This is a genomic window from Pedobacter sp. AJM, from assembly GCF_002197755.1.
Lineage (GTDB): Bacteria > Bacteroidota > Bacteroidia > Sphingobacteriales > Sphingobacteriaceae > Pedobacter.
Genome location: NZ_NHOT01000001.1, coordinates 481,170 through 505,345, shown reverse-complemented (window position 1 = coordinate 505,345; position 24,176 = coordinate 481,170). Strand labels below are relative to the sequence as shown.

General features: G+C 42.2%; 26 protein-coding genes and 1 riboswitch. Of the genes, 13 read left to right on the top strand and 13 right to left on the bottom strand.

What is annotated here, in order from left to right; genetic code table 11:
• Positions 1 to 96 precede the first annotated feature (96 nt).
• Entirely contained in the window at positions 97 to 2,238 is a 2,142-nt protein-coding gene (locus CBW18_RS02105) for a S9 family peptidase (protein ID WP_253248938.1), read from the bottom strand.
• Positions 2,239 to 2,515: 277 nt separating this feature from the next.
• Between CBW18_RS02105 and CBW18_RS02100 the strand changes: the two genes are divergently transcribed.
• Positions 2,516 to 4,354, top strand: a complete 1,839-nt coding sequence (locus tag CBW18_RS02100; protein WP_088299585.1) for a M1 family aminopeptidase — start codon at positions 2,516 to 2,518, stop codon at positions 4,352 to 4,354.
• 287 nt (positions 4,355 to 4,641) lie between these two features.
• Here CBW18_RS02100 and CBW18_RS02095 read toward each other — a convergent pair whose 3' ends face one another.
• Positions 4,642 to 5,055: a helix-turn-helix domain-containing protein gene (locus CBW18_RS02095; RefSeq protein WP_088299584.1), complete on the bottom strand. Its 414-nt coding sequence runs from the start codon at positions 5,053 to 5,055 to the stop codon at positions 4,642 to 4,644.
• An 89-nt stretch (positions 5,056 to 5,144) separates the two neighbouring features.
• Here CBW18_RS02095 and CBW18_RS02090 point away from each other — a divergent pair, with 89 nt between their 5' ends.
• The 3 genes from CBW18_RS02090 to CBW18_RS02080 all read left to right on the top strand — a co-directional run bounded on the left by CBW18_RS02090 (position 5,145) and on the right by CBW18_RS02080 (position 6,980).
• A complete protein-coding gene (locus CBW18_RS02090) occupies positions 5,145 to 5,591 on the top strand; it encodes a nuclear transport factor 2 family protein (protein ID WP_088299583.1) in 447 nt (148 codons plus the stop codon).
• 5 nt (positions 5,592 to 5,596) lie between these two features.
• A complete protein-coding gene (locus CBW18_RS02085; protein WP_088299582.1) occupies positions 5,597 to 6,478 on the top strand; it encodes an NAD(P)H-binding protein in 882 nt (293 codons plus the stop codon).
• 112 nt (positions 6,479 to 6,590) lie between these two features.
• The gene (locus tag CBW18_RS02080; protein ID WP_088299581.1) at positions 6,591 to 6,980 is read left to right on the top strand and encodes a hypothetical protein; all 390 of its coding nucleotides are present in this window, start codon (positions 6,591 to 6,593) and stop codon (positions 6,978 to 6,980) included.
• Between the two features lie 50 nt (positions 6,981 to 7,030).
• Here the strand turns inward: CBW18_RS02080 and CBW18_RS02075 are convergent, their stop codons facing one another.
• The 3 genes from CBW18_RS02075 to CBW18_RS02065 all read right to left on the bottom strand — a co-directional run bounded on the left by CBW18_RS02075 (position 7,031) and on the right by CBW18_RS02065 (position 9,593).
• Positions 7,031 to 7,891: an SDR family NAD(P)-dependent oxidoreductase gene (locus CBW18_RS02075; RefSeq protein WP_088299580.1), complete on the bottom strand. Its 861-nt coding sequence runs from the start codon at positions 7,889 to 7,891 to the stop codon at positions 7,031 to 7,033.
• Positions 7,892 to 8,031: 140 nt separating this feature from the next.
• Positions 8,032 to 8,379 carry a nuclear transport factor 2 family protein gene (locus CBW18_RS02070; RefSeq protein ID WP_088299933.1) on the bottom strand — a complete coding sequence of 116 codons (348 nt, stop codon included), beginning with the start codon at positions 8,377 to 8,379 and terminating at the stop codon, positions 8,032 to 8,034.
• A 200-nt stretch (positions 8,380 to 8,579) separates the two neighbouring features.
• The gene (locus CBW18_RS02065; protein WP_172406418.1) at positions 8,580 to 9,593 is read right to left on the bottom strand and encodes a hypothetical protein; all 1,014 of its coding nucleotides are present in this window, start codon (positions 9,591 to 9,593) and stop codon (positions 8,580 to 8,582) included.
• A 176-nt stretch (positions 9,594 to 9,769) separates the two neighbouring features.
• On the opposite strand from CBW18_RS02065, the gene CBW18_RS02060 reads away from it, so the two are divergent.
• The 9 genes from CBW18_RS02060 (at position 9,770) to CBW18_RS02020 (ending at position 17,373) form a co-directional block, all read left to right on the top strand.
• Positions 9,770 to 10,141 carry a helix-turn-helix domain-containing protein gene (locus CBW18_RS02060; protein WP_088299578.1) on the top strand — a complete coding sequence of 124 codons (372 nt, stop codon included), beginning with the start codon at positions 9,770 to 9,772 and terminating at the stop codon, positions 10,139 to 10,141.
• A 331-nt stretch (positions 10,142 to 10,472) separates the two neighbouring features.
• Positions 10,473 to 10,793, top strand: a complete 321-nt coding sequence (locus tag CBW18_RS02055) for a helix-turn-helix transcriptional regulator (RefSeq protein ID WP_088299577.1) — start codon at positions 10,473 to 10,475, stop codon at positions 10,791 to 10,793.
• A 126-nt stretch (positions 10,794 to 10,919) separates the two neighbouring features.
• Complete coding sequence (locus tag CBW18_RS02050; protein WP_253248937.1) at positions 10,920 to 11,387, top strand: GNAT family N-acetyltransferase; 468 nt, start codon at positions 10,920 to 10,922, stop codon at positions 11,385 to 11,387.
• Positions 11,388 to 11,965: 578 nt separating this feature from the next.
• Entirely contained in the window at positions 11,966 to 13,057 is a 1,092-nt protein-coding gene (locus CBW18_RS02045; protein WP_088299576.1) for a sensor histidine kinase, read from the top strand.
• Positions 13,029 to 13,718, top strand: coding sequence for a LytTR family DNA-binding domain-containing protein (locus CBW18_RS02040; protein WP_088299575.1), 690 nt, complete (start codon positions 13,029 to 13,031; stop codon positions 13,716 to 13,718). Before CBW18_RS02045 ends, CBW18_RS02040 begins: the two co-directional genes overlap by 29 nt.
• A 21-nt stretch (positions 13,719 to 13,739) precedes the next feature.
• Positions 13,740 to 15,479, top strand: coding sequence for a CocE/NonD family hydrolase (locus CBW18_RS02035; protein ID WP_088299574.1), 1,740 nt, complete (start codon positions 13,740 to 13,742; stop codon positions 15,477 to 15,479).
• A gap of 196 nt (positions 15,480 to 15,675) precedes the next feature.
• Positions 15,676 to 16,035 (top strand): VOC family protein, encoded by a 360-nt coding sequence (locus CBW18_RS02030; RefSeq protein ID WP_088299573.1) that lies wholly within the window; start codon positions 15,676 to 15,678, stop codon positions 16,033 to 16,035.
• Between the two features lie 123 nt (positions 16,036 to 16,158).
• A complete protein-coding gene (locus tag CBW18_RS02025; protein ID WP_088299572.1) occupies positions 16,159 to 16,623 on the top strand; it encodes a MarR family winged helix-turn-helix transcriptional regulator in 465 nt (154 codons plus the stop codon).
• A 288-nt stretch (positions 16,624 to 16,911) separates the two neighbouring features.
• Complete coding sequence (locus CBW18_RS02020; RefSeq protein WP_088299571.1) at positions 16,912 to 17,373, top strand: Lrp/AsnC family transcriptional regulator; 462 nt, start codon at positions 16,912 to 16,914, stop codon at positions 17,371 to 17,373.
• On the opposite strand, the gene CBW18_RS02015 is transcribed toward CBW18_RS02020, so the two are convergent.
• From CBW18_RS02015 to CBW18_RS01980, 8 genes are all read right to left on the bottom strand, one after another.
• The gene (locus CBW18_RS02015) at positions 17,363 to 17,770 is read right to left on the bottom strand and encodes an acyl-CoA thioesterase (protein WP_253248936.1); all 408 of its coding nucleotides are present in this window, start codon (positions 17,768 to 17,770) and stop codon (positions 17,363 to 17,365) included. The genes CBW18_RS02020 and CBW18_RS02015 overlap by 11 nt on opposite strands.
• Positions 17,767 to 18,303: a hypothetical protein gene (locus CBW18_RS21625; RefSeq protein WP_088299570.1), complete on the bottom strand. Its 537-nt coding sequence runs from the start codon at positions 18,301 to 18,303 to the stop codon at positions 17,767 to 17,769. The genes CBW18_RS02015 and CBW18_RS21625 overlap by 4 nt, the downstream gene beginning before the upstream one ends.
• Positions 18,303 to 18,728, bottom strand: coding sequence for a hypothetical protein (locus CBW18_RS02005; protein WP_140418619.1), 426 nt, complete (start codon positions 18,726 to 18,728; stop codon positions 18,303 to 18,305). The genes CBW18_RS21625 and CBW18_RS02005 overlap by 1 nt, the downstream gene beginning before the upstream one ends.
• On the bottom strand, positions 18,715 to 19,362 hold the full coding sequence (locus CBW18_RS02000) for an epoxyqueuosine reductase QueH (protein WP_088299568.1): 648 nt from the start codon (positions 19,360 to 19,362) through the stop codon (positions 18,715 to 18,717). Before CBW18_RS02000 ends, CBW18_RS02005 begins: the two co-directional genes overlap by 14 nt.
• Positions 19,363 to 19,547: 185 nt before the next feature.
• A riboswitch (cobalamin riboswitch) is annotated at positions 19,548 to 19,737 on the bottom strand.
• Between the two features lie 52 nt (positions 19,738 to 19,789).
• Positions 19,790 to 20,872 (bottom strand): alkene reductase, encoded by a 1,083-nt coding sequence (locus tag CBW18_RS01995; protein ID WP_088299567.1) that lies wholly within the window; start codon positions 20,870 to 20,872, stop codon positions 19,790 to 19,792.
• Positions 20,869 to 21,894, bottom strand: coding sequence for a bile acid:sodium symporter family protein (locus CBW18_RS01990; RefSeq protein ID WP_088299566.1), 1,026 nt, complete (start codon positions 21,892 to 21,894; stop codon positions 20,869 to 20,871). Before CBW18_RS01990 ends, CBW18_RS01995 begins: the two co-directional genes overlap by 4 nt.
• A gap of 34 nt (positions 21,895 to 21,928) precedes the next feature.
• Positions 21,929 to 22,957 carry a methionine synthase gene (locus CBW18_RS01985; protein ID WP_088299565.1) on the bottom strand — a complete coding sequence of 343 codons (1,029 nt, stop codon included), beginning with the start codon at positions 22,955 to 22,957 and terminating at the stop codon, positions 21,929 to 21,931.
• A 24-nt stretch (positions 22,958 to 22,981) separates the two neighbouring features.
• On the bottom strand, positions 22,982 to 23,986 hold the full coding sequence (locus CBW18_RS01980) for a DUF1852 domain-containing protein (RefSeq protein ID WP_088299930.1): 1,005 nt from the start codon (positions 23,984 to 23,986) through the stop codon (positions 22,982 to 22,984).
• Between the last annotated feature and the right edge of the window lie 190 nt (positions 23,987 to 24,176).

Sequence of the window (24,176 nt, the reverse complement as noted above, 5' to 3'; positions counted from 1 at the left end):
CGGCTTGATTACTTATCAGATAAACTCATTAGCCGGTAATTGGTTTTATTTTAAGGGCAATAAAAAAAGTCCCGAAGGAATCGGGACTTTAAAACTTTATTGAATAACGGCGCCCTGCATTTTGTAATCTTTAGGTGGCGTGGCATCTAATAGGTGCTGAACAAAATAATCCCAGCGGCGTCTCATCATGTATGGTGAATAAGATCCATAACCATGTGCGCTGTTTGGAAACATAACCAAATCGAAAGATTTATTGGCTTTTTCCAATGCCTCCACAACCAGTAAAGTATTGTATGGCGGTACGTTATCATCCATCATGCCATGAACAAGCATTAATTTTCCTTTTAAGTTTTTGGCATAGTTCTGATTGGCCTGTGCTTCATAATCCGCGTTTTCTGCCAGGCCATTATAGCGTTCGCCCCAATCATCCTCATAATTTCTGTTGTCGTGATTGCCTGATTCTGAGATGCCCACCTTAAAGAAATCAGGATAGCGAAATAGGGCTGTTGCTGTGGCAAAACCACCACCAGAATGGCCCCATATACCTACTCTGGCAGTGTCAATCGGATATTTTGCAGCTAATTGTCTGATGGCTGTAATTTGATCGGGCAGCGTGTTGATGGCCATATTCCCATAACTCATATCGTGAAAACTTTTTGAACGGTTGGGATTACTGGTTCCTTCCATTAAAACCACAATAAAGCCTAGTTCGGCAAGTGCCTGATGATCTCCTCTGGAGGCTACAAAGCCCCAGTTGCCTACGCTACCCCCTTGTGGGCCAGGATAAATGTAATCAATTACCGGGTATTTTTTACCAGCATCCATTTTAGTTGGTGTAAAAATCAAACCGTAAATATCGGCCTTCTTATCGGCTGCTTTAACAGAAACGGGGGTTGGTGCTTTCCAACCTGTTGCGGTTAACCTGGATACATCAGTTTTTTCTAATTCGGTAATTAATTTACCATCCATGCTGCGGAAAATGCTTTTTGCAGGAACATCAGGCTGAGAATAAGTATCAATAAAATATTTTTGAGATGGCGATAAATTTACCACGTGGTTGCCCGGTTCAGGCGTTAAATCGGTTAAGTTTTTTCCATCAAAGCCAATTTTATAGAAATGTGCAAAATAAGGATTGATTTTATCTCGGCCATTGGCCATAAAATAAAGGGTGCGACTTTTAGGATCAACTTTAATTAATTGGGTCAGCACCCAATTGCCTGTAGTAATCTGGTTTTTTAATTTACCCGTTGTGGCATCATAAAGGTATAGATGACCCCAATCATCACGTTCAGAATACCAGATAATTTCTTTTGAATCAGGTAAGTACCGCCAGTTAATTTCACCCTGGCCGGATTCGTATTGTGTTTTAACCGTTTCTTCAAAAACTTCTCTAACGGCTCCGGTAGATGCATTTGCAATGCGGAATTTTTCATTTTTATGATCACGGGAAGTGGAAACAAAAGCCAGTTCTGTACCATCGGCCTTCCAGTCAATATCGTCAAATGTTCCGCTGCTGGAAATGTCGTCGCTTAATGTCGCACGATGTGGATCAGCAGGTATATTTAAAGCAATTACCTTTGGGTTTTCGACATCAATGACTACTCTTCTGATGGTGGGGATTTGTTTGTCGCCGGGTAAAGGATATTTCCATGCTTCTAATTTGGGCGCACCCACATTCGTGGTCACCAGGTACATGTCTTTCGAGTTCCGCTGATCCTGTTGAAAAGTGGCGATTTTTTTAGCATCCGGCGACCAGCGCAAAATAGGCGCATCACTGTGCTTCCAGCCGGCATTATCAGTGGCATAACCATAATCTTTTACGCCATCAGTGGTGAGTTGTGTTAGCTTTCCGCTGGCTACATCTTTAACATAAAGGTTATAATCTTTAATGAGAATGGCTTTTTTGCCATCGGGTGAGATCACTTCATTTCCACCATCTCTTCTTCGTCTCGCTGCCGGCGCAGAAGTATTACTATATGCTGTGGTTAAGGTCTTGGTTTTTTTAGCAGGATCTACCAAATAGGTTTCCAATCCTTTGGCTGTTTTTTTGGTATACCAGAATTGATCGCCAGCCAGCCAGTTGGGAGGAGAAATTGTATTATCAATAAATTTTGCGGTATTGTAGCCCATAAAACTTTCTGCTTTCTGATAGTCTTGAGCGGTAAGTGCTTTTTGCTGCGCGTTGACTGTAAATGCCACTGCACAAGCGGTTACGGTAAGCCAATATTTGTTCATCATCTTAGTTAGTCTCTGCTGATAAAATTAGCACTGTTTTATGAACTGTTCAGTATTAATGCTGATACAAAAAAAACGACTTTTCTCCAGGAGGTTAACAAAGGATAAACCCGTCTGCGATAAAGTAACATGCATCTGATGAGGCCACGGCGAATCTTAGATCCAGTTAGCTAATGGTTTTCAATTGGATGAAACCTTCATATTTGTTGATTTCTCCCTTTTAATTATAAAAATAGTTGTATTATGATGAGGTTAAACTAAAAGCCTGATCACTAAAAATATGAAGCCCGTTTTATCTTTGATTGCTATTCTTTTTCTTTCCAGTATTTCCCTCGCCCAGTCGACCGCAAATAACCTGCAGCATGATGTTGAACGGTGTAATAACGCATTTGAAAGTGGAACCATTGAAGATATTAAACTTAATTTCCCCTTAGTCGAACAGCAAGGAATAATCTTAGCCATGCAAAAGGGTAAGTATCAAAGGAAAAAAGGCCAAAGCCAGATTGTAAAGGTTTACAGAGATAGTGCACTCGTATTGTTAACCGGCACCTTTGTTATTGGTAATTCCGGTGATGAAACCGATTATTCCAATATTTATTCTGGTATATACGTATTCAAACCTGTAAAAGGCACCTGGGTAATGACATCGAAACTTCCGGTCGACAGGTTAAACCATTTGAAAGCACATCGGATCGGCCTGAAGATAGCTCCTGTTGATGGAACAATAGCTGTTAGGGATACCATGGAGATCCTGACCAGGGAAAAATATGGTTTTTTATTGTCGCTTAACCACAGGGCGAAGATAGAAAATGTACAACTTAACCAGAAAAAGGCTTATTTTGTGTTTGATGGAGGCATTCTCTGGGTAAAGTCTTCAGCAGGCATGAAAGAACAACTGATATTAGCCTATACATTAAAAGTGGACAATGACCCGAAGAATGAGAATTCCGGATATTTTGATTCGAACTTCGGACATGTTCGGGAGCAGTTCTATTGGCATCCGTTCTTTAATTTTTCAAGTAGCAATGACCTGGCAGATTTCCAGTTACTCGCCTCAATTCCATCTGCATATCATGTCGCCACTGGTCTCCGGCAGACCGATCGTATTGTAGATGATCAAAGAATAATAACCGCTAAATCACCATATGCTACTTTTGCGCTATCCCTGTACTATGATAAGGAATGGGAGGTAAAGACATTAGATAAGGGGAACTATAAGTTTCAAATCTTTGGGAATAAGACCTTTAAGCCCACTTCTGACACGCTTTATCAGAGCTTTTCAAAGACAAACGACTTGCTGATTGAAAAATTCGGAAAACCGCAAGGCAACTATCTTTGCATTGTACAGAACCGTTCCAAAGATTTTCCCATCTGGTTAAACAGAAGTAATGATATGATTGTTGCCGGAAACCATGGTGGCTTCATTATAACAAACAGGGCTATGTCTCCTTTAGCTCCCTTTGGGCACGAAGTTGCACATGCCTGGACCCGACCTGTAGGGCCAGCTACAAATTTTTTGAGGGAGGGCTGGGCTTCGTTTGCTGAAGCCTATTTATTGGAGAAAAGTTTCGGGGATACTACAGTGAGTCGCTTTATGGCCAATTACAAGTCGCTCTACTTCAAAGGCGGCTTCGATGGTAAGTCATCATTATGGGACGATGCGTCTAACAATGGCGTATCTTATTATAAAGGCGTCTGGGTTCTTTATATGCTTAGAGATCAGCTGGGCAAGGCTGTTTTTGATAAAGGTTTAAAAGCTTTCATTCAGTCGAAAAAACAAATGGACATCAGTCTCTTTATAAAAAGTCTTTCAGAAGCTGCTGGTACCGATGTTAAGCATGTAGTTGAGCCCTGGATAAAAAGTAAACAGGTCCCGCATGTTGGCGCCCTTATAACGGAAAAGGAATTATCGATTAGTCAGGAAGGTGACGTTTTCGTTTTTCCTATTGATATCGCTTTTATGTTACAGGATAACCGGATAGTGAGAAAAACGTTTAATATCAGTAAAAGCCTTCAAAGTTTTCAGTTGGATGGGTTCTCTAAGAATGATATTAAGTCAATTAAGATAGATCCTGACAACAAACTGCTAATAAAAATCATGAGTGAGACGTCGCTGTAATTATTGTCCAAAAAAATCACCATACCCAAACTCAATTTACTTGCCGCAAAATATTAGCGCGGTTTAACTTCGCCAAAATTGAACCTTGTGAGCGTATAATTAAAATCATTCCACTATTCTCATCAAAATTCAGCTTTGATAATAAGTTCTTGACAATTTGCTTAACAGCACGCAGACTGTTAAATGGCGTCTCCAAATAACCATACTTAAAGAGCAATCCTTTGTGAAGAAGGCAACATAAGGTAGCCAATCACCTTCCTGCGCTACCTTGTTGGCATTTGTGGACCTTAAAAATTTTGTTTATACAACTTTGTGAGTTGGGGCTCCCAGGAGACAGACCAGTTTAACAGGGCCATTAATGGATCTGCGGTGCTGATGCCAAATTCTGTTAATTCGTATTCTACTCTTGGTGGAACCTCTGGAAATGCTGTCCGAACGACCATGCCGTAATTTATTAAAATTTTTAGCGTTTGATTGAGCATTTTTGGCGATATGCCCTGAATTTGCCGTAGTAATTCGCTGCTACGCTTACTGCCTTGCATTAATGCCATCAAAATCAGTAATGTCCACTTATTGGCAATGAGCGTTAAGGACTGATTCAGGATACAACTTTCATCCAAACTGGATTTCAACAATAAAGATTGCTGTAACTTAAAATAATTTTCATTTTTTTCTCGCTGTTCTTTGATTATTCCGTCCATATATTACTTTAAAGTGCTTATGCCACTTACAGGTACCTTATTGCAAATATATAGTTTGGACGTTACTTTTGTACATAAACGTAAGAATTATGACATCGGAAAATACAACTGGTCACCAGATTTTGCTGAGTTTATTGAGTGCTTTTAACCAGGATACAGCAACTGTTTTATCGCTTTTTGATCCAAAGGCAACAGTAGAATATCCTTATGCGAAATCATTAGGTTCGGCTTACCAACTGACAATGGATGACTATAGAAAACATCTGGATCATATCCTTGGAGATATGCCGGATATTATATTCACCGCATTAAATGTTTATCCATTAAAAGAACCAGATTCCTATTGGGCAGAATTTCACGGCGAAACGACAGTTCCTGCAACGGGGGCATTGTATCAACAAGATTATGTGGTCAACTTCAGATTAGAAAACGGGAAGTTCATTTACTATAAGGAATATTGGAATGTGCTCCCTGTTTTAAGCACTTTGATGAGAAAAGAGCAGGCTCAACAGATCATCGACAAACATATATACTAAATAAGATGAAGAAAATAGCAATTGCGGCTGCTACAGGTAATATTGGCAGCAGTGTGGCCAGACAAACAGCCTCGCATGGGGCAACACCTTTGTTGTTAGGTCAAAACCTGAAAAGATTAGATGATTTGAACATTAGTGGTGGGTTTTCGATGGTGGCAGATATCAGCAATACGGAACAGGTAATTGCGGCAACAGAGGGAGCGGAAGCTTTGTTCTGGCTTGTTCCTCCCGTACTTAATAAACCTGGTTTAAATGAATGGTATCAAAAGGTGACTGATGCAGGGGTTGCTGCGGTTAATCAAAACAAAATTAAAAGGGTTGTTCTTGTTTCATCGCTTGGTGCAACTACTTCGCCAAACCTGGGAACTGTAAGCTATTGTGGTGAGATGGAAGTTGCTTTTGATAAGCTGGACGCTAATGTATTGGCTTTAAGGCCAGGTTATTTCATGGAAAATTTTATACTACAGGCAAAAGATATCCTTGAGAAAGGAACTTTTACTTTTCCTTACGATAGCGAGCATGATATTCCTTTCGTGAGTACAGATGACATTGCTGAGGTGGCCACGCGTTACCTGCTTGACGAAACCTGGGCAGGACATTGGAAATTAAACCTCATGGGACCTGAAAATATCACTTTAACGCAGGCCGCGTCTCGCTTATCCGCCCGGATAGCTAAGCCAGTTAAGTATGTAAAGCAATCTGGTGAAGAAGTTAAAGCGCAGCTAAACAGCTGGGGATTGTCTGCGCGTGTACAGCAGGAATTAATGGATTTATTTTTTGCCTTGGGTGATCCAAATGGGGCATATGCCACACCTCGCACCATAGAGGCATCTACAGCTACCACTTTCGAGCAGTTTTTAGAGCGGAAACTCCTACCTTTGCTTTAAGCATGTATGCCTGAAATCATTATCTGCCTTCCAATTCAAAATATCTGTTTTGTGGTAGCGCTTCCATAAGTTGCCGCTTGACCGATATCGAATTAAAATTAATCGTCAAACCATGAAATACTTGAAGATAATTGTGTTCTGTTTTTTCATAGCTTCAGTGCTTAGCCTGATTGGTGTGTTTGTGCTGCAATCTACCGGTTTGATTGGTAAAGCAGATACAGATTTTAAAAACCTACCCTATGGTATCGCTATCGGTATTAATTTCTGTTTTTTTCTTTCAAGCTTTACCATTTTATTGAATCTTCAGGAACATATTAGAACTAACACCCTATATAAGGCGCTAAGTTTTTTTCTGCTACCATGTATGTTTGTATTATTTTTATTGTTTGCAAGTTGGGATGAGCCTTGGCCAGGTGTACTATTTTGCGTTCCTTACCTTATTTTCCTACTTATCTTTTTTGTTCGTTCAAAAAAACAAGATAACAGGAATTATAAAAATTGAAATTGATTTTAAGTATTTGCGAGTACTGATCCATTTTCCGCCAAATACTGTTACAATTTTTCGGGTACTGCAATGTCAATTTCTCGCAGCAATTCAAGACTATAATCCAATAGCTGACGGGCATACGTATCATTTTGTGCGGTTTTTGACGGCTCTGCCACATTTGTATCCTGGAAATATTGCCCGGTTACAGCCAAATCAGGAATTGATGATGCTAAATGAATAAGTGGCTTTGCACCTTCCAATGGGGTTTTCCCAAATAATCGTTTCTGAAATCGCAGCAATGGCTCCATCCAGCCGCCCTGACCGCTTCCAAAGTTAGAATTGACCGATCCCGGATCGAAACAATTCACTACAATTTGATTGGCTTTCCACCTTTGGCCCAGCGCTCTGGTCATAAGAATGACGTAAAGTTTGGACAAGGCGTAAGCTTTACTCATGGAGTACCCATGCTGCAATTGAATATCATTAATATGGAAAGTCTGCTGATGATAAAACGAAGCGGTATTAATGATTTGTGGGTGTTGGCTTTTTAGCAATAAGTCTTTTAACTGTAAAGCCAGCTGTAAATAAGAAAGATAATTGACAACAAACGTTCTTTCCTGCCCTTCTGCGGTAAGCTGCCTTTCGCCAAACCAGGTTCCGGCATTATTTATTAAAATATCGAGCCGGCTAACCGATAATTTTATCTGCTCTGTCACACGCTTAATGTCACCTATGGACATCATGTCGCATAAAAAAAATAAATGGCCCTGGCCGGGAAGTTCTGCTAAAAGTTTTTCTGCTTTCGCTGGATTTCGGGCTAGTATAATGATCCGAGCCCCTTGTGAAGCCATGGCTATGCTGGCTGCCCGGCCAATGCCTGAAGTAGCACCGGTAATTAATACTGTTTTATTTTCTAAAAAACTCATGGGTATTCATTTCTTTAAAGTAGTAACCACTTAATAATATCTGATCGTGTTGCCGCTAATTTATCTATTTTTTCAATAATGCATTAGCATCTCAGGTTCGTTTAGATGACAGTTAAGGAAACATGTGAAAAGAATTACATCTACGGTTTCTTTTCTATGACAAAAGCTTTCAATTCTGCAATTTTTCCATTTTCGAATCGCCAGATGTCGCAGTAATCATAGTGGTTATAGGTTCCATTTGCAGCCTTCAAGGTGATTACACCTGTCACGGTTACATAGCTACCATCCTCAATGGTTTTTTCGACGGTAAATACGGGCGGTTCCAAATAGAATTCTTTCATATATGCGCGTACTTTATCTCTACCCTCAAGGATACGTTCGCCGACAAAAACCCATTTGGTATCCTCTGTGCAATAGGCCAGAAAGCTTTCATAGTTTCCCTTTTTAACAAATTCGTTGGCTTGGTGTAATATCGTTGCGTTTTTCATTTTTATTTGTTTTTGAATGTGAATCGATTCAGTAATGCTTGAATCTGGTGTGCTTGTATATGGAGGATTTATAATAGGCTGAAATGTGTTTTGATTAGGAAGGTAACTTACCGGTTGTGCTATGATTTCGATACCAACTGACAGTAAGACGGATGTTGTCAATATTAGTTTTTTCACGTTATTATTTTAATGATTAAGTTCTACAAACTTTCCAGGGTTTCCTCCATGATTTCGATGCCGAAGTCTTTTAAGCGGTTGCTGATGTGATGACTTGAGACAATCGTTTCTGGAAGGTATAAACCGCCAGTCTGATGTTCAGGCTGTCCATTCAGGCCTAATATTTTTTCTGCAATCAGGTATACGCCAACAGCGGTGAGATGGGAATTTCCTTTTGGGCCGGATACGATCGTGCTGAGTTTTCTTTTTTCGCCGGATAGGAGGGTGCCTTCAATAGTAATATATAATTCATGGGAAGCTTCCACGCCTCTGCTAGTCCCTATAGATTCCCCTGTAATAAAGTCGAAACGAATATTTTTCGCACTTGTAAAAGCAGCTATACTTGGGACATCCAGCGTGCTGAGTGGGTAACCTATTGCCGATGAATGGTTGTGCAAATCAATTGTCCTCGGGTTTTCTTTTGCTGGTAACGATAACCAATTTCCTCCCTTGCGAATTAGTGCCTCACCAACAAAACCACTAACTTCGTTTGCAACCAGTGGCCCTACGCTATCTTTTGGGTCATATAATCCTGCAAGTTCGATGGTTTCTATCTGGCTGAATTGATTCGCCATTTGCTTAACAATAAGCGTTAATATTCCTGCTTGCCAATGACCAGCGTATACAACAGGCGCATCAATCGTTTTGTGAAGGGCCAAAAATGCTGTGGGAGAAATTTGATCCGCTAATTCGCTTACAGCAATACAAGCAATGCCATTTGAGATAGCAGTTTCTCTTAGTATATTACTGTGATCATCCACCGCTGATATAATCAGGTCCATTTTCTTAAATTCACTTAGATCGAAGCCTTCTTCGAGATTGATATAGGCTGTTTCAGAATGATTTAATTCCTCCGCTAAGGATATTCCGTTTTGCGGATTCCTACCTGCAAGAACAAGTTCGATATGCTTATCAGCTTGTCTGATTAGTCGGGCGATGTTACTTCCAACCATTCCATAACCACCTACAATTAAGACTCGTTTTCTCTGTAATTCCATATTAAAAATTTTAACTATATAACTGTACATTTATTTTAAGTGTGAAGTCGGTCACAACTCAACCAGATTAAAGTTTTCATATTTCAATGATTACGATATCTAAGACAAAGTTAAGGTTGTATCTAAACTTTTGTATATTGCACACTAATTGTTAGGTACTATAAATAATGTAAGTAATGACTGAGATCAAGCAATCATCAACCAACTTTTCAAATAAGCTTGCGCTGAGCGATGAATGTTCGGAAGCATATGCCTCAAATATCATCGGCGGACAATGGACATTGGTAATATGTTCGTGGTTATTAAGTGGTAAACTTAGATTTGGAGAACTAAAAAAGAAATTACCTGGTATTACGGAAAGGATGTTGACCTTGCAGCTGCGTAAACTCGAAGAGCATAAAATAATCAGCCGCACTGTTTATGCAGAAGTACCGCCACGTGTAGAATATGAACTGACAGAAATTGGATACGGATTGAAGTCAGTTATCATGGAATTAGAAGCTTGGGGCACAAGCCACAAAAAGTTGATTGGTGAGCAACCTGTTTAGGTTTACTGCAAGCAGACATGTTCCTGGTGTGAATATATTTATTTAATCAAAACTGTAATTCTTAACCAGTAGGAGATGAGAACGCTGATTTTCGGTATTATAATAGAAGTATTTACCATTAAGGGATTATGAAGGTTAAGGGTGATATCTGATTATCTATAAATTGATTTCTTAATTATCTCAACTTTTCAATATTATAACTTCATGATCTAACGTAGCCACTTTGACATTCCTGCGTTGCCTTGTTTGCGTTTTGAACACCAAACCGGAAAACCAATGCCTATTTCCTATCCTGAAAGTCCCGTATCGATAGGTGATCATATAAGAAAGAATGGAATTAAATCTACTTCAGAAGGACGTGGCAAAGATTTGTGGAGTTAGTGAAGATTGTATTACAAATTGGGAAAAAAACAGGAATACGCCTCAAATTCAATATTATCCCCGTATTAGTAATTTTTTGGGATACTTGCCATTCAATGTTGATTTGACAACTCTTTCAGGGAAGTTAAAAGCACATAGATATATTAATGGGCTTAGCCAAAAACAACTAGGAAAAATCCTCGGCGTTGATGGAGCTACAGTTTGTAGCTGGGAACTGGAGGAAAACAAACCACATAAGGCGATCCTGGTAAAGCTAGACTTGATGTTGTAATCATTATCGTTATTCCACCGTTTTAAGTAAAAAGGGAATATGGAAGAATTTTCTAATTTTGCTCGTAGCACATATAAAATTTGTCCTTTACTAAACAACATCTCTTAATTTTTTTAGAAATAGATAATGAATAGCCAATTAGAAATGAGAATACTATCAGTCAGACATAACCCAGAATATAAAGAGATCGCAATAAAATATTTACAAGAAAGTTGGCCGGATATTTCGCCTATTATTTATGAAAATTGTATATCAAATTGTTTAAGCGCAAACCAGTTTTTACCTCAATGGTACTTATTAGAAAAAGGTGGAGAAATAATTGGCTGCGCGGGATTAATAACAAACGACTTTATTAGCAGAATGGATTTATATCCTTGGATTTGCGCGATATTTATAGAAGAAAAACATAGAGGGAATGCTTATGGAGCATTATTGATTGATAAAGCGAAAGCAGACACTAAAGCTGCTGGATTTAAGCACCTCAATTTATGCACAGATCACATCGGTTATTACGAGAAATACGGATTTAAGTATATTGGACAAGGATATCACCCATGGGAGGAAGAATCCAGAATTTATCAGTTAGAAGTATAATAATTGCCAATGACATCAATGTTTTTTAGTATCGTACAAAATAATAGAAGCTGTAATGAGTAGTATTTATTTCTTGATGTATCTATCATTATTCGTTTCTCAATAATTAAACTGGATCAAATACCAGTGCGATGTAAAAATCAAACCTATCCACATTAACTCTGGAATATTTTTTTTAGGTGATTATCATAAACTCATTTCATTATTCAAATCGAAATTTTAGTTTTTGATGATGAGTTTTTGATAATTTGCATTACAGAACAATCACTGTTAATTGTTGTCTCAGAATAACCACAATTAAAGAACCCTTCGTGAACAAGGCAACGTAAGGTAGCCACTTCGACAGGGTTCCGTTACTATTTCCATCCTGTAAAAAGATGCATAATATTTTCCTAAACATATTATTGGTACAGCCTACGTATACCTGAATTATACGATTCGAACCTATTCCCTGCATTAACATCACCACAGGTTATAGTACACCTGGCGCTAATCCCCAAAATCACGACGTTCCTGTATTTTTTCTTTTTTAAAAGATTCTCTTTGCGTTCATTTGTGAAAGGTCCTTTAACGCACAGATGAAATTCAGAAGAAAAACAACCTTATCCCTGTATTGGAAGTGTCAGCTCATCGGCTGGTCACTCGCCTCTTTATACTGGAGCATTTTAGGGCTTATCGGAGGACAATTTAAAATCAGCATCGGCCTTGTTCAGTTTTTTAGCGATGTGGTGCTTTATATTTTCATCACCCATCTGTACCGGATTTTTGCACTGAAAAATCATTGGCAGGATTTAAATCTGACGGATTTATTTAAGCGGATTATTCCCGCAATCCTGGTTATGGCGATTGTATATACGCTGGTAACAACCCTGAAAGTGTACGGCATCAGGATTGTATTTTCGATAGGCACCTTTCCCGATCTAAAGACTTTGACAGGCCCGACAGGAATAGGGATTTTTATGGCAGGTATTCGCCTGATGGCCATCTGGATACTCGCTTTTCACCTGTATTATTATGCTAAGCGTGAAATCCGCATTGCCCGCGAAAATATCCTTTTGAAACTCGCTACAAAACAGGCCCAGTTTAGCCAGCTTACCGCACAGCTCAATCCACATTTCCTCTTCAATTCCCTCAATACCATTAAATCCCTCATCAGCACTTCTCCAAAGCTTGCCCGCCGTGCAGTAGATTTACTGAGTGAATTGCTGGGCAATAGCCTCTATGAACATTCGGGAGGCTTTTGTCGGCTGGATCGGGAACTGGACCTGGTAAGGGATTATCTGGAACTTGAAACCCTGAGGATGCAGGAAAGGTTAAGTTTTGAAATCGAAGTAAGTCCGGTTGCCCTGACCCACCTCATTCCGCGCCTTAGTCTTCAGACTTTGGTTGAAAATGCGGTGAAACATGGTATTTCGCAACTGAACCAGGGCGGGAAAATTTCCATTTTAATTAGCGACCTGGGAAACTTCCTGGAAATAAAGGTTGAAAACCCGGTTCCGCTGCAACAAAAAGAAAGTGCCTCCGGACTAGGCCTGAAAAACCTGCGGGAGCGCCTGAAGGCGGCTTATCATGAAAAAGCATCATTTGAAATAAACATAAATCCTGGCGCATATGCGCAGGCAAAGCTGAAGTTACCCTTATATGAACAAGATCAGAACTTTAATTGTTGATGATGAAAAACCTGCCAGGGACGAGCTCAGTGCAATGCTAAGCGCATTTGATCACATTGAGCTTATCGGACAGGCGGCCAACGCGGATCAAGCGGAGGAGTTGATCCGCAGGTTAGATCCTCAGTTAATTTTTCTCGACGTACAGATGCCGGAACGCACGGGTTTTGATTTACTGGAATCTTTAACGAGCATTCCCTCCGTAATCTTCGTAACGGCATATGATGAATATGCGCTAAAGGCTTTTGAAGTAAGCGCTGTGGATTATTTGATGAAACCAATACGGGAGGAGCGGCTGAGAAAGGCAATTGACCTGCTCAAAGTACGCGGACCTGGAGTTGAGGAAAGGCTCTTCGTCAAAGATTCCGGGCGATACCACCTGATCAAACTCGTGGACATCCACCTTATAGAATCAATGGATAATTATGCCAGGATCTTTTTCAATAAACAGGTTGTACTGCATAAAACCTCACTCAACCAACTCGAGCAAAAATTGCCCGGCGATGTATTCTTCAGGACAAGCCGCTCCCAGATTATCAACAGAAACTATATAGATAAAATCGATAACAACGAAAGTGGGCTATTTGTAAAGCTCCTTTCAGGTGAGCTGGTATTTGTTTCCACCAGGCAAGCCCCGAAACTCAGGCAACTGCTTTCAAAATAAATTCATATAACAGATAAAAAAATGAAACTAAAAATTATTGGTATAGGCTTGCTGTGCTTTTTTTACAGCTTCCGAGCGAATGCTCAAAATGCTGCGGTTCAGGTAGACACCAGTGCTTACCTCATCGATAAAGATGTGCTGATTACCTCAAAACAAGGTATTACGCTTTCCGCTGTCGTGGTCAGAAAGAAAAGCAATCCGGCAAAGCTTCCGGCCGCTTTATTGTTTTTCATTTATACCAATATAAAGCGAAGCCTTTCTGAGGCGATGGATGCGGCCGATCGCGGCTATGTTGGTATTGTTGCCGATACCCGTGGTAAACGGCTTAGTCAGGATAAAATAGAACCTTATGCGCATGAAGCGGAGGATGTTAACACCGTAATTGACTGGATCATCCAACAGCCCTGGAGCGATGGAAGGGTTGGGATGTATGGTGGAAGTTATTCGGGTTTTGCGCAGTGGGCAGCAACCAAGCATTTGCACCCGGCACTGAAAACAATTGTCCCCTATGTGGCCGCCATACCCGGACTTGGGTTGCCAATGGAAAATAATATCTTTCAGACGGCAAATTACCAATGGGCTTTTTATGTTACCGGAAACCGGTTTACCGATGACGCGGTAAATGAAGACCGCCAGCGTTGGCGAAATATGAGAGAGAAATGGTGGCTTAGCGGAGCGGCCTATAACCGCATGGATAGCATAGACGGCCAGCCAAACCCATTTTTGCAGAAATGGCTAAGCCATCCCGATTATGATGGCTATTGGCAGGCGATGGTTCCCTACAAAAGTGACTTTTCTAAAATTAATATCCCTGTACTCAGCATCACGGGTTATTACGACGACGGGCAAGTATCCGCAATGGAATACTTCAAGGAACATTACCGCTACAATTCCCACGCGCAGCATTATTTAATCATTGGCCCTTACGACCATTTTGGTGCACAGAAGGGAGGAACGCCTATCCTGCGGGGCTACAAGGTCGATCCGGTGTCACTGATCAATACCAGGGACATTACGTTTAAGTGGTTCGATTACATCTTAAAAGGCGGACCAAGGCCGGAGCTGATCCAGGACCGGGTAAATTATCAGACCATGGGTACAAACCGGTGGAGGCACGCATCCTCACTTGCACATATGGAAAGCAGGGAGGTGAAGTTTTACCTGACCAATCCTGTTGGAAAAGATTTCTTACTGTCCGGGATAAAGCCTAAAAAGGTAAATTACAATAAGCAGGTGGTTGATTTAGCTGACAGAAAGAGTTACTACAATGACTATTACCCTGATCCCATTATAAAAAAGGAGCTTGACCGCAGCAACGGATTGTTTTTCTTTAGCAAGCCCTTTGAGCAGGCGGTAACGGTCAGCGGAAACTTTGAGGGGCAACTCCAGGCCATTATCAATAAAAAAGACATGGATGTGGGATTGATTTTATATGAACTCACCTCATCGGGAGATTACTTTCAGCTTTCTTACTACCTCGGCCGGGCAAGCTATGCGCAGGATAGGAGTAAACGTAAACTGCTCGTTCCAGGCAAGCTCGAACAGATACCCTTTAACCGCTCAAGGGTTTTTAGCAAAAAGCTGGCTAAGGGCAGTCGTTTGGTTGTTGCACTTAATATCAATAAAAACCCGTTTGCGGAAATTAACTATGGAAGCGGTAAGGTCGTAAGCCAGGAAAACATTCATGATGCGGGAGAGCCCCTTAAGATAAAATGGTCAACGGATAGCTATATAAAGCTCGGCATCTCTAAGGAAAAATAAAATCTTTTGTGAATTTACCGAAGATGACATTACCATTTGTAAAAAAGCAAAAATATTCCGCTAATTCAATATTTCTTACATAGTATTAAGTTTCTGATCGGCATACCGATTAAGGTTAATATCAGATAATTTATAGAATATTTGTGTATTGTTGTCGTGATTACTATATTTGTGACAACAATTAAATATATGTATCATGAGACTACTGACATTTGCATCACTACAGGTAAAAAATTTAGAGGCATCAAAAGACTTCTATGAAAAAAAACTAGGCTTTGAAATTGGTGAAACGAACCCGCAGGCCTGCGTTTTCAAATACAATCAGGGAGAGGCCAGTTTTGCTATCCGCACCCCGCTTGAACCTCTTGAAGGAAAAGAGTTAGGCACCGGCGTGGCGCTGTGGTTTGTCGTTGATAAACATGTAGACGCACTGAAAGAGGAATTTACTGTTAATGGCATTACAACAGCCGGACCGATTATAGAAACACCCTTTGGCAGGGCTTTCCATGTTAAGGATCTTGATGGTTATAAACTTACTTTCCTGAACGCTAAATAAAAACAGGTTTTTAGCAATTTTTTGGCGAAAACCAACTGAATAATTTTTAAAGCCAAAATAGTAAGTTCGAGATAAAACGGAATGATTTTGACGTGATTTCTTCACAGATGAAACAAACAGACAATGAGCAAAAAAATTGAATTTCATTTTAAAAAGCCTGAAGACAGTCCGGGTTACCTTCTTGGTCAGCTGACCATGTTGTGGCAAAGGAGATTAAAGCGTGTGTTAGATCCTCTAGATCTGACGCATACGCAGTTTGCCTTACTCTGTGCATTAGCCTGGCTTTCGGGAGAAAGCAGTACAGTCACGCAAATTGATATTGCCAACCAGAGTAATGCTGACAGAATGATGGTATCTAAAGTATTGAGAACCCTGGAAGATAAAAAATTTATTACCCGACACGGGCACCCTACGGATACCAGGGCTAAAACAATAAGACTTACGGCTACCGGGGAGACGATCCTGCAAAAAGCCATTATCAGTGTAGAAACTGCCGATCTGGAATTTTTTGTCGGCCTCGGAGCAAACCTAAAAACCTTTAATTCAAATGTGGCAAACCTTATTGAGCAGAATAATAAAGAAATGTGAAATGTTCTGTAGGGCAAGTGGTTCAATTCAATCGGGATATTTTTCCAATTTGTATAAAATATCTTTTAAAACGCATGCAGCGGAAGCATAAATTACGGATCAGGTTATTCTGATGAAATAATATGATTGTATTCATCAAGTAAACGAGATCGCTTTATGTTAGCTGGTAAAGTTGGTATGACTTTTCATCAGTTTATTATCAGTTGATGCATCTGAAAATATCCATATTTTCGATATATTTTTCTGATTTTAACCTATATCTTTGGATGGCCAAAGAAAAATTAACCCATGAACAACCTCGATGAAATCGACCTCGCCCTGCTGAAACTGCTGGCAGCCAACTCAAAACATACGACCAAGGAACTGGCCAAACTGGTCAACCTTTCCGCCTCGCCCGTATTCGAGCGAGTAAGAAGGCTGGAGAACAGTGGGTACATCAAAAAATACATCGCTATCCTTGACGCAGAGAAGTTCGACCACGGGTTTATCGTTTTCTGCAACATCCGGCTCAAGCAGCATGACAAAAAGATCGGCCACAATTTTGTGAGCGACATCCTGAAAATCGATGAGGTGGTGGAATGCTACAACATTTCCGGCGACTACGATTTCATTCTGAAGGTCTATGCCAGGGACATGAAGCATTACCAGGATTTCGTTTTCAATAAGCTCGGTTCAGTAGATAGTATCGGAAGTACGCACAGTACCTTCGTCATGGCCGAGATCAAGAACACGCACAACATCAGTATATAACCGGCACGGGGCGGCCGTCGCTTCCGATGGCCACCAGCGTAAAGGCCCCGCTCACCACCTTTTCACGGTATTCTTCTCCCATCTTTTCCAGGTATACCGAAACGGTCACCTCCAGGCTGGTATGGCCCACACGGGTAACCCTGCCTACCAGCTCTACGAGCGTGCCGGCCGGAATGGGCTTTTCAAAATCGATCTTTCCGCTGCTCACTAGTACAAAGTTACGCCTGCTGAAACGTGTTGCTGTGATGAAAGCGGTTTCGGTCATCATCATCAAAATCCTTCCGCCGAACATCGTGTTGTGGTGGTTGGTGGTCTCGGGAAACACCACTTTAAACACATGGGTTTCGGACTGTTCAGTTTTTTCTGCTATGTTCATCATCTGTTTTTTGATGGTCATCTGTTGTGTCGCCACCTGAACCGCTGAATAGCCTCAGCATGACTACCCGCGGCAATCTGTGCGAAGGCCTGGCGGAGCACCGGGATGATGAAAGGTAGTTCCAGGTGGTGGGCAAGAGCCGTTACGATCGGTTCGAGTTCATTTGCCCGGCGCTTTGGTACGGCGTTCACACCGAACAGCCAATTTGCACCCAGCTTTGAGGGGAGATGGTCGCTGAGGTATGGCCTTGCCGGCTCTATCCCTGCCACTCCAAGTATGCCCAAAAGCGAGAGGTAATTAAAGGTAATGGCCTTTTTACAGCGCAGCTGCATGTTCATGGCGGCGTACAGCCTATCAAAAATATGTGAAGGTGATCCGTCTTCTGATAGTGCACTTGCAGGGAAAAGTTCCTGGGGGCCTCCCGCATTTATTACCCAAGAGATATAGGTCTGGATATCGCCGGCCGTTTTCATCGCTTTATAGCTTCCAAAGGAAACGTATTTGTGTGCCCTGCCCATGTTTCCATGCCTCGATAGTTCAGGCTGATTTTCCACTAGCCAACCTGCAAAGGCAACAGGATCCGCACTGGCATTTTCCCATGTCCTCCGTCGCCCATTACAGGGCCGAAATAGACCTTTTCCAGAAGGTCCCAGTGATGCTTCGGATGCCTTCCGAAATAGCTTGATAGGAATAGCAGCCAACAAGCTTCTCCAGTATCCCTGCGAAGGTTGCAGGCAAAAGCAAGGGCAAGGGGATCAAATCCAGCAATGTCCGGGCTTCCCTTCTCCCAGGCGGGTGTACTGCGCCCGGTTTCAAAAATGCCGACAAAGGAATTGGCAATACCAGCCACAAGGGATGAAAAATAATCCATCCGCTCCAAATGGGAAATAAGGGGTAGCTTCGGATTGTCCTGACCAAAGCTTGCCAGTTTTTCGCGGACATCCTCCTTTTGGACGGCACAGACGCTAGTCTCTACCATAGTATTTTTCACCCAGCTTTATCTTTTCTCTCCCGTTCTCCAACCTCCATTTGTTGGTGTCCCTGAGCGAATACGCACATCCGCAGTATTCCTGCATATAGAATTCCTCAGCCTTGCTGATTTCCAGCATGCGTGAGGATCCCCCTGCCTTGCGCCAGTTATAGGTCCAATAAGTGATACCTTCATAGTGGCCTGCCGCCCTGATGCCCGAACCGTTGATCTGCTCCATGTTTTTCCAGCGCGATATGCCCAGTGAACTTGAGATCACATCAAAGCCGTTTTCAAAGGCGTAAAGGGCCGTGCGCTCAAATCGCATGTCAAAGCACATCGTGCAGCGTATCCCGCGTTCAGGTTCCATGTCCATCCCCTTTGCTCTTTCAAACCAGTTGTCCACGTCATAGTCCGCATCGATGAAGGGGATATTGTGCTTCTTCGCAAAGCGGATATTCTCTTGCTTGCGCAGTTCGTACTCTTTTTTTGGGTGGATGTTGGGATTGTGGAAGAAGATGCTGAAATCTATTTCGGATGCAATGATGGCCTCCATCACCTCTCCCGAACAGGGTGCGCAGCAGGAATGCAGCAGCAGTTTTTTTCCGCCATTCGGCAGTTCCAATTTTTCTCTTTTAAAGCTCATTTCAAACGTTTTTTTGACCAATGGGTCCAAAATTTTATTTACAGTTGCCGGCCGGCTTATTAACGCAATGCCGCTGGAGAGATGATCTTGGGAAAATAGGAAAAGGCAGGGCCACACGGCTCACACAGGGAAATGTCCCATAGGAAACAACCACCTTTCAGACCAAAAGCTTCAGACCGCGAAAGCATCGTCCATTCGGAACAGGCAGGTCTCCTGGCTTGTAACAGTTCTCATCACCCTTCCCATTCATATTAGAACAGTGGATATGCTTAATGAAAACCTTGTTTGTTACTTACAGTTGCGCGACAGCTCGTGATTTGCACACGATTCCCTATTAATCTGCAGTTAAGCAAAACCTTTCCGATTGATGTTATGCAAAGAACAGCGACGTAAGGTAAAAAAAAATCAAGAATTATAGACCTAATTTTTATCCGTTCCAAAATGGATAATCAATATACCCCTGTTCCCCGCCCCCGAACATGGTTGCCCTGTCTGGCTTGCCTAGCGCGGCATTTTTTTCAAAGCGCTCGGGCAGGTCGGGGTTGGCGATGTACAAGTTCCCAAAGGAAACAAGTGCTGCAATACCTTTTTCAAGTTCAGATTCGGCGGAATCCCTATCATAGCCTCCATTTGCAATAACCCTCTGGTGGATCTTCCTGCCAAAGAACGCAATCTCGTCTTCACAGACATAATGTTCAGGTGAAGGGAAATGTGGGCTGCGCCGCATGAGTTCCACATAGGCAAAATCCAGTTTGTTCAGTTCTTCGATCAGGTGGGTATAGCTAGCTACGGGGTCCTCCAATACGATATCGCCATAGGGATGGAATGGGGATATTTTAATGCCCACTTTTTCACCTCCTGCTACACTGATCAATTCCTGCATCACCTCCACTATGAAGCGGGAATTATTAGGGATACTGCCGCCATAATTGTCCGTCCTCTGGTTGGCACTTTCAGCCAGGAACTGGCTGGGCAGATAGCCATTGGCCGCATGGAGCTGGACTCCGTCAAAGCCTGCCACCATAGCATTTTTTGCGGCCTGGCCAAAGTCTTTTATCGTCTGCATGATCTCCATGGTGGACATTTCCCGGGGGATCTCAAAATCTTTCATGCCTTGGGAGGTATAATGCCGCATCCCCCGGATGGGCAGGGGTGATGGTGCAATAGGGAGCTTCCCATTCCTGTCTATAGAATGCCCAATACGGCCGGTGTGCCAAAGCTGGGCTACAATAACGCCACCGCTATCATGTACCGCAGTGGTTACCTTCTTCCATGCTGCTATTTGCTCTTTGGTGAAAATACCCGGCGTGAGCGGACTGCCGGTGGCCTCTTCACTGATCCTGATGGACTCGGTAAAGAGCAGACCTGCACTTGCCCGCTGGGCATAGTATTCTGCTGTTATATCACCCACCAGGCCATTGCTGTCAGTACGGCCCCTGGTCATCGCTGCCATGGCCATTCTATTTTTTAAGCTGGCATTACCCAGTTGTGTTTTTTCTAAAAGTTTCATGTAGCTGTTTTTATCCCCTGTATTGGAGATGATGCCTCTTTTCGCCTAGCCATCCCCTGGGCGATGATACTGGCGGCAATCAGCTGAAGGGCATGATAAAGCATGAGCGGCAACAATATGATGCCGGTGATGGTACTGTGCTGAAAAAGCACTTTTGACATGACTGTGCCGTGAACCAGTGATTTTTTGGATCCGCAGAACAAAACCGTGATACGGTCTTCAGCAGAAAAGCCAAACAAGCGGCTGAGCAGTCCAACGCAAAAGAACACCGCAAAAAACAGGGCCATCATCGCCGCTGCAAGTCCGGCAAGTTCAAGGGCACTGAAGCCATCAAAAAGATGCTCGGAGAATGACTTACAGAACGAGGTATAAATGATGGTGAGGATAACCGCCTGATCGAAATATTTGAGCTGTTTTTTATACTTCTCGGCAATGGCGCCAAAACGGGCGTTGAGGCTGATGCCGATGATGACCGGTAACAGGACCTGAAATACCAGTTTGATCACGATAGCAGAAACATCGAAACCACCGGTTGCTGAAGCGATGAACAGCCCGATCCAGACCGGCGTGACCACTACCCCGATCAGACTTGAAATGCTCGCATTGAAAATGGCAGCCGGGATGTTGCCCTTGGCAATGGAAACCATGACCACCGAAGAGGAAACCGTAGACGGCAGGGCTGCCAGAAAAAATACACCCAGCCAGAGTAGCTCATAATCAGTGCCAATAAACAGGGGGCGAGATGCCAAAACGAGGAGTGGGAAGAACAAAAAGGTTGTCAACTGGACAACAATATGCATTTTCCAGTTGGAAAGTCCGGCTTTTAATTTCTCTACACTCAAACGCAGGCCATAAAACAGGAAAATCAGCGATACGCCTGCATTAGCAATCTCCTCGAGCGAAACGGGTTCTTTAACAAGGCCTGGCTGTGGCAGAAAATAGGCCAGCAGGATCATGGTGGCTATCATCAGCAGGAAACCGTCGAAACCTACCTTGTTCAATAATGCGAATAACTTTTTCAATATGATTTTAATATATTTCTATTGCTCAGAAAAATTACATCCCAAATTCTTTCCGTATGATTTCAGCCCCTGCGCTTAACGCACGCAGCTTACCGTTTGCCACGTTTCGGGACAAAGGTGCCATACCGCAGTTTGTAGAGGGGTAGAGGTTTTCGATATCGACAAACGCAAGTGTTCTGCGCAGCGTATCCGCTACTTCTTCCGGTGTTTCAATCGTATTGGATGCCACATCGATTGCGCCTACCATTACTTTTTTACCACGTACAAGTTCAATCAGGTCCAATGGCACGTGCGAGTTATGGCATTCCAGGGACACGATATTGATATTGGATTTCTGGATCTTAGGGAAGATTTCTTCGTATTGGCGCCACTCTGAACCCAGTGTCTTTTTCCAGTCATTATTAGCTTTTATGCCATAACCGTAGCACACATGCACTGCCGTTTCGCAGGTTAAACCTTCACTGGCCCTTTCCAGCGCTGCCATTCCCCAATCGTTTACCTCATCAAAGAACACGTTAAATGCCGGTTCATCAAACTGGATAATGTCCACACCTGCATCCTGTAATTCCCTGGCTTCCTCATTGAGTAGTTTTGCAAATTCCCAGGCCAGTTTTTCCCGGCTTTTGTAATGGGCATCATACAGGGTATCTACCATGGTCATCGGTCCCGGTAATGCCCATTTGATCGGTTTATCCGTCAGTGTACGCAAAAACTTGGCATCCTTAACAAAAACTGCCTTTTGACGGGCAACCTCACCTACCACAACAGGAACACTGGCATCATAACGGTCACGGATTTTTACGACCTTACGGTTTTCAAAATCTACACCACTTAAATGCTCGATAAAAGTCGTTACGAAGTGTTGGCGTGTCTGCTCTCCATCACTGATGATATCCACCCCTGCCAGATGCTGTTCCTGCAGCGCAATACGCAAGGCATCCTGTTTCCCTTCAATCAGCTCATCGCCCTCTAATTTCCAGGGTGACCAGAGTTTTTCGGGTGGTGCAAGCCAGGCAGGTTTGGGCAAACTTCCCACAATTGAGGTTGGTAATAGTTTTTTCATTGTTGTTCCTTTTTTTATGATTGATTAACTAACGAATTCAGCAGTCCATTGCTCAAGAATATCCTGGTAAGGTTTGATGAAATGCTCTTCCGCATATTTACCCTGTTCAATAGCCAGTCGGCTCCGCTCTTCGCGGTCATATACCACGCGGGTCAGTGAATAATCTTCGTGCTTAAGACTAGGTTGATAGATTTTCCCGGCCACAGCATTTGCATTGTAGATTTCAGGGCGATAAATCTTCTGGAAAGTCTCCATCGTGCTGATCGAGCTGATCAGTCCAAGATCAGTATAATCAGCAAGCAGATCTCCGGAATGGTAAAAAGCCATTGGTGCCACACTGTTCGGAGGCATGAAAAAACGAACTTTTAAACCCATTTTAGAGAAATATTCATCAGTGATAGAATACTGATCCTGCAGATACTCAAAGCCCAGAACGGGATGCTGATAATCAGTGCGTGTATAAGTTCTGTTGCCAGATACACTCAGACAAATGATCGGCGACATCTTAAAATGCTCTTTATAAGTGGCTGAATTCACAAAGCACTTATAAAGTTTTCCGTGCAGATCACCAAAATTTTCAGGAATAGAGAAATTGGGTTTATCTTTATTGTACTCGGTCAATAAAATACTGAAATCATAATCCCGGACATAAGAGGAAAAATTATTTCCGGCGATACCTTCGATACGCTGGTTAGTTTCCCGGTCGAAAATATTCGTTTTTAAAACTTCGATCAACGGCAGGTTGTTGATGCCGTTCTTATCATCAATACGCATCGTTACGGTGATGATTTCAAGTGCTACAAGGTAACGGTCAGCTCTGGGATTATCCAAATGGGCCAATGCATTGAACCGGTTGTTGATCATATTTAAGGCATTACGTAAGTTTTGCTGACGATTGTCTCCCCTGGCCAGGTTTGCAAAATTGGTTGTCAGACGCGTTTGACTAGAGGGGTGATAGTTTTCATCTAAACAAGTGCTCTCCAGCTTGAATGCAAAATCATATTTGAGGGTATCCCGGGTGTTTTCCATACATTTCTTTTCGTTAATTCTTGAGTGTTCTGATTGATCGCTTTTTATAGCATCATAAACAGTTAATTCATCCTGCAAATCTTAAAATAAAAGATGATTCAAACGGATTTATCTTAAAATCAGATAATTGTTCTTTTAATGGATGTTTTGTAGATAATTATTCTTTTTCCTGTTGCTAATATTCTATAAA